The following is a 14190-nucleotide window of genomic DNA, read 5'->3' on the forward strand; positions in this document are numbered from 1 at the left end:
AGAGAAGAGAACTCACCATGGCAAAGCGCCAGTTGGCGTTCATCGGCCTCGGCAACATGGGCGGCGGCATGGCCCGGCGGCTGCTGGACACCGGGCACACGCTGACCGTCTACAACCGGACCGCACGCAAGGCCGCCCCCTTCGTCGAGGCGGGCGCCCGGCTCGCCGACGCCCCGGAGCGCGCGGCGGCGGGCCATCAGATCGTCCTGCTCAGCCTCAGCGACGAGCAGGCCGTCGAGGAGATCCTGTTCGGCCGGGTGGTCCCGGTGCTGGCACCCGGCGCCGTCGTCGTGGACACCTCCACCGTGTCCCCGGGCTACGCCCGCGAGGCCGCCGCCCGGCTGGCGGACAAGGGCCTGCGCCGGGTCGAGGCCTGCGTCGTCGGCAACCCGCTCCAGGCCCGCAAGGGCGAGCTGCGGGTGTTCGTCTCCGGCGACCCGGAGGACCTCTACGAGACCCGCCCGGTCCTCGAGGCCATCGGCAGCGAGGTCGTCCACGTGGGCGCCCCCGGCACCGCCGCCGCCATGAAGCTGATCCTCAACCTGCTGCTCGGCGCCCAGGTCGCCGCGCTCGCCGAGTCCGTCGCCTACGGCACCGCGGCCGGCCTGGACCGCGACCAGCTGATCGGCGTGGTCTCGGCGAGCGGCTTCAGCTCCATGGTGATGCGGTTCCGCGCCGACCTGATGCTCAAGCGCACCTACGAACCGGCGTTCTTCCGCTCCGAACTGATGGAGAAGGACATCCGGATCGCGATGGCGGCGGCCGCCGAACACCACACCCCGATGCCCGTCCTGGGCGCGGTGCGGGAGCGGTTCGCCGAGGTGCTGGCCGCCGGCGACGGGGACAAGGACGCGTCCGTGCTCGTCGAGCACCAACCGCGGCAACAACACCGGCAGGGAGGCTGACACTGTGCTGAGTACCACCCGGAGCACGCTCCGGAACACCGATGTCCTGGTGGTCGGCGGGGGGCTCGCAGGACTGTCCACCGCCGTCTTCCTCGCCCAGCAGGGCGTGGACTGCCTGCTGATCGAGCGGCGGACCGAACTCTCCGGACACCCGCGCTCCCGCGGGGTCCATCCGCGGGCCATGGAGCTGATGCGGTCCGCCGGCGTCGAGGACGAGCTGCGCTCCATGCCCTCGGCCCGGCTGCTCGCGGACAACTCCGGAGTGATCGCCGCGCAGTCGCTGGCCGGCCCCGAACTGGGAGTGCTCGACGAGAAGTACGTCATGGACGTCACCGCCGACGTGGGCCCGCTGTCGCCGACCGGCTGGTGTCTGTGCCACCAGGGTGAGCTGGAGGACGTACTGCGGGGCCGCGCCGAACGGCTCGGTGTCGCCCTGCGGTTCAGTACCGAGCTGCTCTCCTTCGAGCAGGACGGTCCGGCCGGCGAGGAGGTCACCGCGCACGTCAGGGACGGCGTCACCGGCACCGAGCGCACTCTCAAGGCCCGTTACCTGGTCGCGGCCGACGGCGCGCACAGCGGGATCCGCCAGGCGCTCGGCGTCCCCTTCGCCGGAGAGGTGCTCGGCCACTACGCCAACGTGCACTTCGCCGCCGACCTCACCGAACAGCTCGCCGGCCGCCGGTTCCTGCTCTGTTACACGTTCAACGAGCAGGTGCGCGGCGCCCTGATGCCGCTGGACAACGCCTCCGACTGGTTGCTGCACGTCGCGTACGACCCGGCCGAGACGGACCTGGAGTCGTTCACCGAGGAACGGTGCGCCGAACTGGTGCGGGCCGCCACCGGGGTGGCCGGCCTCAGCCCCCGGATCCGGTCCGTCTCCCCCTGGGAAGGCGCGGCCCGGACCGCGGCACGGTTCCGCGACGGACGGGTGTTCCTGGTCGGCGACGCCGCGCACGTGATGCCGCCCAGCGGCGGCTTCGGCTCCAGCACCGGCATCCAGGACGCGCACAACCTGGCCTGGAAACTCTCCGCCGTCCTCGACGGCTGGGCCGGTGAGACGCTGCTCGACAGCTACGACGAGGAGCGCCGGCCGATCTGCGAGGCCACCGTCGAGCAGGCCGCGCTCCGCTCCGGGGACCGGCCCCGGCTCCTCGACGAACCGGGGGAGCGGCCGCCCGTCCACCCGGGCATCGTCGAGGACGCCCTGGTGTGGCTGTCCTGGCGGTACCGCTCCTCGGCGGTGGCCTCCTGGGACGAGGGAGTACTGCCCGGGTACGGCGTCTGGTCCGCCGAGAACGACGGGCGGCCGGGCAGCAGGGCCCCGCATCTGCGACTGCGCAAGGGCGGCGCCGAACTGTCCGCGCTGGACCTGTTCGGCACCCGGCCGGTGCTGCTCACCGGCCCCGACAACCGCGCCTGGCGGGAGGCGGCCCGGGCGCTCTCGCACGAACTGGGGGTGCCGCTCGCGCTGTACGGCGTCGGCGCGGAGCTGACCGACGTCGACGACCGGTGGCCGGAGCTGTACGGGGTGACGGCGCAGGGAGCGGTGCTGGTACGGCCGGACGGCGTGGTCGCCTGGCGGTGCGCCGAGGCGCCGGTGTTCGCCCGCAACACGCTGCGGGCGGTGCTGACGCGGCTGTTCGGACGGGACGGAGCGGGAAGGGACGGGGAACGGTGACGTACAGGGTGATCCTTCGGATGGAGATCTTCCCGGAGCTGGCCGGGGACTTCGAGCGGACCTGGCGGGAGGTGGGCGAGGCCATCTCCCGGGAGCCGGACAACCTCGGCCAGACCCTGGTCCGGGACACCGAGGAGGAAGGCGTGTACTGGGTCCTGACCGACTGGACGGACGAACCCCGCTTCCGCGCCTTCGAGGTGAGCGCACGGCACGTGGTCCACCGCCTGAAGCTCAAGCCGTACCGCAGGGGCGGGGCGATGCACGTCACGGAAGTGGTCCACCGGATAGCCCCGGCGACCGAGCCCGCGGTCCCCGTCACCTGACGCCGGGGGCCGCGCCGGAGGGCGCCGGCCGCGAGGGGGGTTCCCTCCGCGGCCGGCGCCCTTTCGCGTGGCCGGGCGTCAGTGCGGCAGGCGCTCCCGGACCACCGTGCGGCGGCGGCCGGGGTGTGCGGCACCGGCGGCGCGGCCGGGGCGGGGGAGGACGAAGCGGAGCAGGGCCAGCGCCAGCAGGTACATGGCGAGTTGGCAGGCGAGGGCCCAGGCGACGGCCGTGACGGAACCGGCCGCGCCGTTCGCGACGCCGTAGAACACCGTGCCCACAAGGGCCACACCGAAGGCGTTGCCGATCTGGCCGAACGTGGAGAACACCCCGCTCGCCGACCCGATGCCGCCCCGGGACATCGCGGACAGGGTGATGTTGTACAGCGGTGGACTCAGCAGGCCCATGCCGACGCCGCACAGCACGAGGCCGGGCAGGACGTGCAGCGGACGCAGCCCGCCCCCCTGCGCGACCGTCAGCCACAGCAGCACACCCGTGCCGGTGGCCATCAGCAGCGCACCGTACTCCAGCATGGGACGCCCCAGCCGCCCGGTCAGCGGCACCGACGCCCCCGAAGCGAGCGCCGCGGACACGGCGAACGGCAGCAGCGTGAACCCCGTCTCCCGCGCGGTGAACCCGAGCCCGTCCTGGAGATGGACGACGTACACCAGGAAGAAGGAGGCGACCCCGCCCAGCACCAGGAAGTTCACCGCGGCCCCCGCCGGGAAGGCACGGTCGCGGAACAGGTCCGGCGCGAGCAGCGGGACGCGTCCGGTGCGCTCCGCCCGGCGCTGCAGCGGGGCGAGCAGGGCGAGCACGGCGACGCCGGCGAGCGCGAGCGGCATCAGCAGCAGCGGGCGGCCCGTCTCGCGGCCCTGCACCAGTGGGACCAGGAGCAGCAGCAGACCGGAGGTGGCCACGGCGACGCCGGCGAGGTCGAGGCGTGGCGCCCGCGCGGACCGCTCGGCGGGCAGCCAGCACACGGCCATCAGCAGGGCGAGCGCGCCGACGGGCAGATTGACCAGGAACACCGCCCGCCAGCCGAGGCCGAACAGGTCGGCGTGGGCGAGCAGTCCGCCGAGCACGGGGCCGCTGCAGGTGGCCGCGGCGATCACGGCCGCCTGCACACCGAACGCCGCGCCGCGCCGTTGCTCGGGGAACAACAGGATGATCACCGGGGCGATCTGCGGGGCGAGCAGGGCCGCCGACAGGCCCTGGAGCACCCGGGCGGCGACCAGCACACCGGTGCTCGGGGCGGCGGCGCACAGCGCCGAGGCCAGAGTGAACGCCACGATGCCCGCCAGCACCAGGGGCCGCCGTCCGTAGGCGTCGCCCAGCCGGCCCGCGGTGACCAGCAGCAGCGCGAAGGCCAGGCTGTAGCCGGCCAGCAGCCACTGCACGGCCGCGTCGGACGCGCCGAGCCCGTCCTGGATCGACGGTGCCGCGATGCTCACCACGGTCACGTCGAAGGTGTGCAGGAATCCCGCGAGCAGGACCGCCCCCAGCGCGAGCCAGGAGCTCCGCGGCACGGTCGGTTGAGTGGTCACGTACGCCTCCTCATAGGTCCACAACGACGCGGCCACTGTCCGCAGGAACCACGGAGGACAACTCGAGGATCGTTCGCGTCACCCACCGGCCGGCAGAGCCGTGGCGAGAAGTCCACCGACGCTCAAGCGGCCGGACGGATCCTGCCGGTGACCTTCAGACGTAGTCAGACGTAGGACGAGAGGTGACGCCGTGTCCGGGCTCGTTGGCTGGATCGACTTCGATAGGGACCTGCGCAGGCATCGGCCGGTCGTCACGGCGATGGCGGCCACCCTGGCGCAGCGCGGACCGGACGGGGAGGCGGTGTGGACCGGCGAGCACGCCGCGCTCGGGGTCCGGCTGCTGCGTGTCGACGGGGTGACGGAGGAGCAGCCGTACGTGCTGCCGGCCGGCGGGCACGACATCGTCGCCTGTGTCACCGGCTGGCCCACCGGCACCGAGGCGGTGCGCGCCGATCTCGCCGCGGCCGGCACCAGGGTGAGCGCGGCCGAGGGGCCGGCCGCCCTGGTGGCGTACGCCTACCGGGAGTGGGGCGCCGACTTCCTGCCGCGGCTCAACGGCGCCTGGGCGGTGGCGATCTGGGACGGCCGCGCCGAGGAGATGGTCCTCGCCCGCGACCATCTCGGGGGCCAGCCGCTGTACTGGACCCGTACCTCCACCGGCATGGTGTTCGGCTCCGAGCGCAAGGTGCTGCTCGCCCACCCCGAGGTGGACCCGGTCGTCGACGCGGCCGGGCTGCGCGAGGCGGTCTCCCAGGCGCTGCCGCACGGCGGCGTCTTCTCCGGCTTCGACCGGGTCGGCGCCGCCGAGATCGCCCGCTGGGGACGCGACGGCCGCCTCAGGCGCACCAAGTACTGGGGCATCAGCACCCAGCCGCACACCGACGACTACGACACGACCGTCGCGAAGGTCCGCGAGATCCTGGCGCGCAGCGTCGAGGAGAACCTCACCGAGGACCCCTCTCAGCTGCTGGTGATGCTCTCCGGCGGCGCCGACTCGTCCGCCGTGGCGGGCCTGGCGGCCGACTCGATGGCCCGCTCGCAGAGCGGCAGCCTGCGCGCCTTCACCATCGAGTTCCGCAGCAGCGAGTTCCAGGCAGACGTCATGCGCAGCACGCACGACACCCCGTTCGCCAACGAGGTCGCCGCCCACATCGGCGCCGACCACACCGTGGTCGAGCTGGAGACCGAGGACATCCTCGACCCGATCGTGCGGATCGGGATGCTCAAGTCGAAGGACTTCCCCACCCGCCAGTACGACATGGACACCGCCCAGTACCTGACGGTGCAGCGCGCGGCGCAGGAGGGCTGCCGGGTGGTGTTCGCCGGGTACGGCGGCGACAAGTACTTCCAGGGCGCCACCTGGTTCACGCACAGGGACCTGGTGCTGTCCGGCACCTTCCCCTGGGTCGCGCTCGCCCAGAAGCACGGCGCGGCCAACGGCTTCGGCACCGGCCTGTTCAGCGCCGACGCGCTCGCGGCGCTCGACTTCCAGACCTACTACCGGGACGTGTACGCGACCGGGGTCGCCGAGGTCGAGTACCTGCCCGAGGAGGACGAGTGGCAGCGCCACATGCGGCGCGTCGCCTACCTCATGAACACGCGCTTCGGCATCGACGCGGGCTCCTACTCCGCGGCCGGCCTCCAGCTGCGTACCCCGATCAACCACCCCGAGCTGGTGCAGTACGCGTACAACATCCCGAACGAGATGCACAACCGGCGCGGCATCGAGAAGGGCGTCCTGCGCGCGGCCGTCGCCGACCTGCTGCCCGAGTCGGTGCTGAACCGGCACCGCAGTGCCTCCCCGGTCTCCCACCACCCCGACTACCCGGCCGGCCTGCAGCGGGCGATGAAGGCGGTGCTCGCCGACCCGGCCGCGCCGGTGCGGCAGATCATGGACCTGGAGGCGGCCGGCGCGGTCGCGGCGAGCCCGGAGCGGCTCGCCAAGGACCGGATGGCCCGCGCCGACGTCGAGCTGATGCTCCAGCTGAACCTGTGGCTGGACCACTACCGCGTGCGGCTCGCGCTGTGACCGGCACGGTGTCGCGCGACCGGCGCCTGGCCCGGCATCTGGACGAGGCCGGCCTCGACGCGCTGGTCGCCACCTCGGCGGAGAACGTCCTCTGGCTGACCGGGATCGCCAGCGTCGGCGGGCAGAACCACCCGTACAGCAGCCGCGCCCTGGCCGTGGTGACCCGGGACCGTCCCGACGCCCCTTACTTCGCGAGCTCGCGCGGCGACGTGGACCAGTTCCTGGACGCCACCACCGCGCTCAGCGGCGTCGTCGGCTACGGCACCTTCCACCGGGAGCTGCCCGAGGGCCTCGAACTCACCGCGCGCGAGGAGCGGTTCAAGCAGATCGGGGTGGACGACCCGCCCGCGCCGGACGCCCTGGGCGCCCTGGTGCGGATCCTCACCGGCGCCGGCCTGGCGAACGCCCGGATCGGCGTCGACGAGACCGCCGCGCCGCCCGGCTTCCTGGAACGCCTCGGCGAGGCCCTGCCCGGCTGCGCGGTACGCCCGGCCGCCGCCCTGCTCCAGCAGGTGCGCAAGGTCAAGACCGAGGCGGAGGTACGCCGGATCGCCGAGGCCGCCGCCATCGCGGAGTCCGGGGTCCGGGCCGCGCTGGGTATCGCCGCCGAGGGCGTCACCGAGCGGGACATGGTGCGGGAGTTCGAGACCGCCGTCGCCCGGGCCGGCGGGCGCCCCCGCTTCACCCTGATCAAGTTCGGCCGCGAAGGCGTGCTCGGCCAGACCCGCCCGTCCGACACCCCGCTGCGCCGCGGCGACTCCATCTGGTTCGACGCCGGCTGCACCCACCGGGGCTACTGGTCCGACATCGCGCGCACCGCCAGCTTCGGCCAGCCCGCGCCCCGGCTGGCCGCGGTGTACGCCGCGATGCTGGCCGGCGAGCAGGCCGCCCTGGACGCCGCCAAACCCGGCATGACGGGCGGCGAGCTGTTCGACCGCACCGTCGAGGCGGTCCGGGGCGCCGGCGTGCCGCACTACCGCAGGCACCACGTCGGCCACGGCATCGGCGCGGAGATCTACGAACCCGTCCTGATCACACCCGGCAACCCGGACGTCATCGAGGACGGAACCGTCGTCAATTCCGAAACCCCGTACTACGAGTTCGGCCTGGGCGGCGTCCATGTGGAGGACCCCTTTGTCGTCGCGTCCGGCGGCAACCGGCTCCTGACCACACTGGACCGCTCACTCATCGTCATCGACTAGGAAGGCACATGACTCTTTCGCGACGCCGCTTCCTCGGCACCGCCGTCACCGTCACCTCCACCGGCCTGCTGTTACCCCTCGCGACCGGCTGCGACAGCGGCGGCGGCAGCGACGAGGGGCTCATACAGTCCGGAGACGTGCCGCTGCCGGCCCGCTTCAGCCTCGCCTTCAAACGGCCGCCGGTCATCAAGCCGGCCTCGTCGGACGGCACCACGGACTACTTCGACGTACGGGCGTACACCACCAGGGCGGAGATCCTGCCCGGTGTGCAGACCGAGATCTTCAGCTACAACGGCACCTTCCCCGGCCCCACCTTCAGCGTCCGCAAGGGCCGCACGGCGGTCGTCCGGACCCGCAACGACCTGCCCGTGCCCCTCGTCACGCATCTGCACGGCGGCAAGACGCCCGAGGCGAGCGACGGTTACCCCACCGACCTGCTGCTGCCCACCTCGGGCTGGACGGCGGCGGCGCACCAGCACGGCTCCGGCCTGACGATGGAGGGCGTGACCGCCGAGGGCACCAGGAGCTACACGTATCCGAACGCGCAGCGGGCCGCCACGCTCTGGTACCACGACCACCGGATGGACTTCACCGGCCCGCAGGTCTGGCGCGGGCTGGCCGGCCTCTACCTGGTGCACGACGACGAGGAGGACGCGCTGCCGCTGCCCAAGGGCGACCGCGACGTCCCCGTGATGATCATGGACCGGGCCTTCAACTCGGACGGTTCGCTGGCCTATCCGTCCATCGACCCGACCCTGAAGACCACCCCCGGCGTCACCGGCGACGCGCACAACGGCATGACCGGTGACGTCATCCTGGTCAACGGGGTGCCCTGGCCGAAGCTGGAGGTGCAGGGCGCCCGTTACCGGCTGCGGCTGGTCAACGGCTCCAACGCCCGCCGCTACCGCGTCAAGCTGGACCCGGAGCCGGACGCCGGCGAGCCCTTCACCCTGATCGGCAGCGACGGCGGACTGCTCGCCCGGCCGCAGCTGATGGACTCCCTCTACATGGTGCCGGGCGAACGCTTCGACGTGGTCGTCGACTTCGGCGCGTACGCCCCCGGGACGAAGGTCACCCTGAAGAACAGCCTGGGCGACGGATCGACCGCCGAACTCATGCAGTTCGTCGTCGGCGCCAAGGCCGCCGACGACACGAGCATCCCGTCGACCCTCTCCACGGTCGAACGGCTCGACCCGGCCAAGGCCGTGCGCACCCGCTCCTTCACCCTGGCGCGGGCCCGGGAGGACGGGCACTACGTCTACAAGATCAACGGCAACCCGTTCAGCACCGACCGGATCTGGGCCGACGTGAAACGCGGCGAGACCGAGATCTGGGAGTTCACCTCCACCACCCACCACCCCATCCACCTGCACCTGTCGCCCTTCCAGGTGTACAAGCGCGGCGGTTCCACCACGGTCAACCCCGAGGACGTCGGCTGGAAGGACACGGCGCGGATGATGCCCAACGAGAAGCTCAGCCTGCTCGTCCGCTTCGACGACCACACCGGCAAGTTCGTCTTCCACTGCCACAACCTCGAGCACGAGGACATGGCGATGATGGCCAACTTCCGAGTGTCGTAAGGGATTCCGCGAGGGTTTCCGCTCCAACGCAAGGGGCCGCCGTTCCCCGGAACGGCGGCCCCTTCCCGCGCTGTCAGACCACCTCAGACCACCAGCGTGCGGCGCAGGGCCTCCCGCAGGGCGGCGGCACCGTCCGCCGGGACACCGGCCGACCGCCAGGCGACGAACCCGTCGGGCCGCACCAGCACGGCGCCCTCGGGGCTCACCCCGTACCGCTTCTGCCAGCCCGCCTCCGACAGGTCGGTCAGCTCCGTCCCGAAGACGGCCGTGCGCAGCCGCACACCGGTGAGCCGCGCCGCCTGAGCAGCGGCCTGGTGCCACCCCTGGCCGGCTTCGCTGCAGAGCAGCACCAGCGACGAGCCGTAGAGGTCCAACAGTGAACCTTCCCTTTCCTCGCCACGGATCCGCACGGGCAGATGCGGCGCGCGCGTGCCGGGCTCGCCGGTGAGGTCCGCCGGCTCCTGGAACAGCGGCAGCCGCACGTCCGGTCCGGCCGCCGTCGGATAGGCGTGCCCGAGCATCACCGTCAGCACGTCCAGGGTGGCCCGGCGCTGTTCCTCGCCGGCCCGGCCGGAGCGGACCAGCAGCCGCAGCTGGGCCTGCTCGACGGTCGCCTCCGCGACCGGCCTGCGCTCCGCGTCGTAGGTGTCGAGCAGCCCCTCGCCGGCCTCGCCGCGCAGCACCGCGGCCAGCTTCCACGCCAGGTTGTGCGCGTCGTGGACGCCGGTGTTGGCGCCGTAGCCGCCGATCGGCGGGATGACGTGCGCGGCGTCCCCGATCAGGAACGCCGAGCCGTCCCGGAACCGTTCGGCCGTCAGGGCGGCCAGCTCCCACGGCAGTACGCCGATGATCTCCACCTCGGCGTCCGGGTCACCGATCGCCGAGCGCACCAGCCGTACACAGCGGTCGGTGCTGAAGTCCTGCGGCAGCTCGCCCTGTTCGGGCCGGTACTGAAGGATGAGGGTGCCGCGCCGCAGCGTGTCGTCATGGCCCAGCACCGCGCCGCTCAGCTCGTCGTTCTCGATCTGGCAGATGGAGAACCGGCGCCCGGCCAGCGGCCCCGCCAGCTCCGCGCGGAACAGGATGCTCACCTGGTGCTGGAGCGTGCCGCGGCCGACCCGGCGGATCCCCAGGGTCTCCCGCACCGGGCTGCGGCCGCCGTCCGCGGCCACCAGCCAGCGGGCCCGCACGCGCCGTTCCTCGCCCGTGTCCCGGTCCTTCACCGTGCCGACGACCGGCCCGCCGGGACCCTCGGGCCGTTCGAAGGAGGTCAGTTCGGTCCCGTACCGCAGCACCGCCCCGGCCCGGGACGCGGCCTCGCGGACGATCGGCTCCATACGGTCCTGACCCAGCGAGATCTGCCGGGACGGCGTCAGCGCGCTCAGGTCGCCCGGCTCGGGCAGCATGGCCGCCTTCAGCTCGCGGCCCGCCAGCGACTCCACGGTCGCCTGGCGCCGGTGGTCCGCATAGCCCGCGGCGGCATCGAGCACCTGCTCCTCCACCCCGACGGACCGGAACAGCTCCAGCGTCCGGGGATACCACCCCCACGCCCGGGGGTGGACCGAGGTCGACGCGTGCCGTTCCACCAGCACGCACCGCACCCCGTGGTGCCGCAGGAACAGGGCACAGGCCAGTCCGGTGATCCCGCCCCCCACGACCAGAACGTCCGTCAGTTCCTCGGGCCGCTCCTGAAGTTCCTCGGGCTCCTTGCCCACAGCCACTCTCCCTTCGGGTAACGATGGCCGGACCCGGTCTGCGCGGATCCCGTCCGTACGCATCGTCCGCACCGCTGCTGGAGAGGCCGTCCAGGGAAACTTGAGGTCGCCCGGCCAGCCTGGGGCTCCACCATCGGAAGGAGCCCCACACCGTGTCCGGAATCGCAGGATGGATCGACCACGAGAGGGATCTGCGGCGCGAGCGGCCCACACTGCTCGCCATGATCGCCGCCCTGGCCCAGCGCGGCCCCGACGGCGAGCGGCTGTGGCTCGCCGAGAACGCCGCCGTCGGCGCCCGCTGGTCCGACGCGGACGGCACCGGCGCCCCGCGGCAGCCGTGGGTACTCCAGGAGGACGGGCGCACGGTCCTCGCCGCCGCCGTCACCGGCGTGCTGTACGACACCGACGTACTGCGCGGCGAACTCGGCATCACCGGTCCCGCCACCCAGGCCGAACTCGCCGGACGCGCCTGGCTGCGCTGGGGCGAGCGGTTCGCCGAGCACCTCGACGGGGCCTTCGCCGTCGCCGTCTGGTCGGAGCGCGACCGCGAGCTGGTGCTGGCCCGCGACCGGCTCGGCAACCAGCCGCTCTACTACTACCCGCTGCCCTCGGGCGTGCTGTTCGGCTCCGAACGCAAGGCGGTCCTCGCCCACCCGGCCGTCGAGCCGGTCATCGACGCCGACGGTCTTCGCGAGCTGTTCTCCTACGCCGGCACCGCGGGGCACGGCATCCTCAAGGGCTTCCACCAGGTGCCGCCCGGCCACGTGCTCCGCTTCACGCGCGAGGGCCGGAAGACGTACCGCTACTGGGAGCTGACCGCCGAGGAGCACACAGACGACCAGGCCGAGACCATCGCCCGGATCCGCGAACTGCTGGGCGCGTCCGTGCGCCGCACCCTGGGCACCGGTGCCGTCCCCGGCATCCTGCTGTCCGGCGGTATCGACTCCAGCGCGGTCACGGCACTGGCCCACCAGGCGCTGGCCGAGCGCGGCGGCGGTGAGACGGTGCGCACCTTCACGGTCTCCTTCGGCGCGGCGGAGGAGTTCAAGCAGGACGAGATCTGGGGCAGCCCCGACGCCCCGTTCGTACAGTCCGTCGTCAGGCATCTCGGCACCGAGCACACCGACCTGGTGCTGGACACCTCCGACATCATCGACCCGGCGGTGCGGTCCGCGGTGCTGCGCGCCAAGGACGTGCCCAGTCCGCTCGGCAACATGAACACCTCGCTGTACCTGCTGTGCCGGGCGGTGCGCGAGCACGTCGGCTCGGTGCTGCTCGGCGAGATCGCGGACGCGGTCTTCGGCGGCTTCGCCTGGGTGCACAACAAGGAACTCGTCGAGGCCCCGACCCTGCCCTGGGTCGCCATGGCCCGCTTCGGCGGCGGCAGGCACGGCCTCGGCGGCGACCTGCTCGCCCCCGACCTGCTCGGCAAGCTCGACCTCAACGGCTACTGCGCCGACGCGTACACGACCAGCATGGCGCAGGTGCCGCGGCTGGCCGGGGAGAGCGGACAGACCCTGCGCATGCGGGAGATCACCTACTTCCACCTCACCCGCTGGCTGGAGACCCTGCTCAGCCACGACGAGTCGCTCGGCTCCGCGGTCGGCCTCGGCACCCGTATGCCGTTCTGCGACTGGCGCCTCGTCAACTACGCCTACAACGTCCCCTGGTCGCTCAAGAGCTTCGACGGCCGCGAGAAGTCCCTGCTCCGCGCCGCCGTCGCCGACCTGCTCCCCGACGACGTCGTCAACCGAGCCAAGAGCCCCTACCCCGTCACCCAGGACCCGGCCTACGGCCGCGCCCTGTGCGAACGCATGGCCACCCTCCTCGCCGACCCCACGGCCCCCGCCGCCCCCCTCGCCGACACGTCCGGCATCCAGTCCCTCATCGACGACCCGTCGGTCCTGGACAGCGGCATGCGAGCCTGGGTGGCCCGAGCCAACGTGGAAATGCTCCTCGGCCTGAACGACTGGCTGCGGGGCTATGGCGTTCGGGTGGAACTGTGAGGCGGCCGAGCGCGTCCCGCGAGCCCGGGACGGAGGCCGCGACCTCGACGACCGCGTCCGGCGAGGGCCGGGCGGGAGCCGAGGGCGGGGCGGGTGCACCCGGCCGGAGCCCGGCGGGAGTTGCGAGCGCTGACACGTCGGGCACGGGTCTGGCGGGTGTCGCGAGTGTGGCTGATGCGCCCGGCGAGGGTTGGGCCGGAGCCGCGAAGGCCGAAGGCTCGTCCGGCCAGGGTCGGGCGGGAGTTGCCGGCGCGGCGGGTGCACCCGGCCGGAGCCCGGCGGGAGTTGTGGGGACGGCCGACGGGCCTGGTGAGAGCCGGGCCGTGCGGGGTGCCCGTGTCCCCGGCAGGGGGCGCGCGGGTGTCCTCGGGAGGGACGCCGGGGTCGGTGGGCGGGTTGTACGTGTTGCCGCGGGGGGCGCCGCGCTGGCGCATATCTTCGCCGCCAAGGTTCCTGAGCGTGGTGGCGGTGAGCTGCTCGTGGCCGGTGGTACGGGGCTTGGGCTGGTCGTTGCGTATACCGCGGTGGTCGCGGTGCTTCGGCCGGTGCTCGGTCGGGGTGCCGGGCGAGGGCTGTCCGGGTGGCCCGGTGGGGCGCTGCTGCTGTTGCCGATGCTGCTCTATCCGATCGGCGTGCTGCCCGACGGGGCGGCGCTGGGCGTCGCGCTCTACGTGGAGTTCTCCGTGCTGGCCGCCGGGCTCAGCGGGTACGGCGGCCTGGAGCTGGCCGCCCTGCCCGCGCTGCTGCTCGGCCGACGGCCGGTGCTGTACGGCCCGTTCAACGCCGTCGACCTCGCCGAGCGGGGCATCCGACGGCGACGGCACCGCGCTCCCGAGCGGATCGCCGGTGTGCTCGCCGTGGCCGGCCTCGCCTGGTTCTGGGTGGTGCCGCCGCTCGCCGCCGTACGCGGCGGATTCGGCGAAGCCGTCGACGCGCTGACCGTCCTCGACCCGGTGGCCGCCGGCGCACTGCTGGCCGCCGCCGCCCTGCTCGCCGTACCGGCACCCGGACCGGCCCGGCTACGCCGGCTGCGCGCCGCGGCGTTCCTGCTGCTCGGCCTCGGCGCGACCGTCGGCGCCCTGCCCGACGTGCTGTGGCCGGCCATCATCCTGACCGGCCTGGCCGTCGGAGCCGTACGGCTCGCGGCCGCTCCGGCCCGTCCACGCGTCGAGACGTCTTCCACCGCCCATTGAGACCGTCTGCGGAG

At 73.1% G+C, this 14190-nt stretch carries 9 protein-coding genes and 1 pseudogene; 8 read left to right on the forward strand and 2 right to left on the reverse strand.

The annotated features are described in order from the left end of the window. Positions 1 to 17: 17 nt before the first annotated feature. From AQJ91_RS16175 to AQJ91_RS16185, 3 genes and pseudogenes are all read left to right on the forward strand, one after another. Positions 18 to 905 carry an NAD(P)-dependent oxidoreductase gene (locus AQJ91_RS16175; RefSeq protein ID WP_067021583.1) on the forward strand — a complete coding sequence of 296 codons (888 nt, stop codon included), beginning with the start codon at positions 18 to 20 and terminating at the stop codon, positions 903 to 905. After that, positions 895 to 2583: pseudogene (locus tag AQJ91_RS16180) on the forward strand (FAD-dependent oxidoreductase); the annotation flags it as partial. The gene AQJ91_RS16175 and the pseudogene AQJ91_RS16180, both read left to right, overlap by 11 nt. Next, positions 2580 to 2906: an antibiotic biosynthesis monooxygenase family protein gene (locus tag AQJ91_RS16185; protein WP_199847940.1), complete on the forward strand. Its 327-nt coding sequence runs from the start codon at positions 2580 to 2582 to the stop codon at positions 2904 to 2906. The pseudogene AQJ91_RS16180 and the gene AQJ91_RS16185, both read left to right, overlap by 4 nt. 78 nt (positions 2907 to 2984) lie before the next feature. On the opposite strand, the gene AQJ91_RS16190 is transcribed toward AQJ91_RS16185, so the two are convergent. Next, the gene (locus AQJ91_RS16190; RefSeq protein ID WP_067021658.1) at positions 2985 to 4451 is read right to left on the reverse strand and encodes an MFS transporter; all 1467 of its coding nucleotides are present in this window, start codon (positions 4449 to 4451) and stop codon (positions 2985 to 2987) included. 190 nt (positions 4452 to 4641) lie between these two features. On the opposite strand from AQJ91_RS16190, the gene AQJ91_RS16195 reads away from it, so the two are divergent. From AQJ91_RS16195 to AQJ91_RS16205, 3 genes are read left to right on the forward strand one after another with little or no spacing between them, the layout of a single operon-like run. Continuing rightward, a complete protein-coding gene (locus AQJ91_RS16195; RefSeq protein WP_067021585.1) occupies positions 4642 to 6480 on the forward strand; it encodes an asparagine synthetase B family protein in 1839 nt (612 codons plus the stop codon). Further along, positions 6477 to 7682: a M24 family metallopeptidase gene (locus tag AQJ91_RS16200; RefSeq protein WP_079084967.1), complete on the forward strand. Its 1206-nt coding sequence runs from the start codon at positions 6477 to 6479 to the stop codon at positions 7680 to 7682. The genes AQJ91_RS16195 and AQJ91_RS16200 overlap by 4 nt, the downstream gene beginning before the upstream one ends. 8 nt (positions 7683 to 7690) lie before the next feature. Beyond that, positions 7691 to 9262 carry a multicopper oxidase family protein gene (locus AQJ91_RS16205; protein ID WP_067021586.1) on the forward strand — a complete coding sequence of 524 codons (1572 nt, stop codon included), beginning with the start codon at positions 7691 to 7693 and terminating at the stop codon, positions 9260 to 9262. 83 nt (positions 9263 to 9345) lie between these two features. Here AQJ91_RS16205 and AQJ91_RS16210 read toward each other — a convergent pair whose 3' ends face one another. Next, positions 9346 to 10977 (reverse strand): FAD-dependent oxidoreductase, encoded by a 1632-nt coding sequence (locus AQJ91_RS16210; RefSeq protein ID WP_159054579.1) that lies wholly within the window; start codon positions 10975 to 10977, stop codon positions 9346 to 9348. Positions 10978 to 11129: 152 nt separating this feature from the next. Here AQJ91_RS16210 and asnB point away from each other — a divergent pair, with 152 nt between their 5' ends. Both asnB and AQJ91_RS16220 read left to right on the forward strand, forming a co-directional pair. Then, positions 11130 to 12983, forward strand: a complete 1854-nt coding sequence (gene asnB / locus AQJ91_RS16215) for an asparagine synthase (glutamine-hydrolyzing) (protein WP_067021588.1) — start codon at positions 11130 to 11132, stop codon at positions 12981 to 12983. Positions 12984 to 13462: 479 nt separating this feature from the next. Next, positions 13463 to 14176 (forward strand): DUF6410 domain-containing protein, encoded by a 714-nt coding sequence (locus AQJ91_RS16220; protein ID WP_159054580.1) that lies wholly within the window; start codon positions 13463 to 13465, stop codon positions 14174 to 14176. The last annotated feature ends 14 nt before the right edge of the window (positions 14177 to 14190 follow it).

Origin of the sequence: Streptomyces dysideae, assembly GCF_001514305.1 — a bacterium.
Lineage (GTDB): Bacteria > Actinomycetota > Actinomycetes > Streptomycetales > Streptomycetaceae > Streptomyces > Streptomyces dysideae.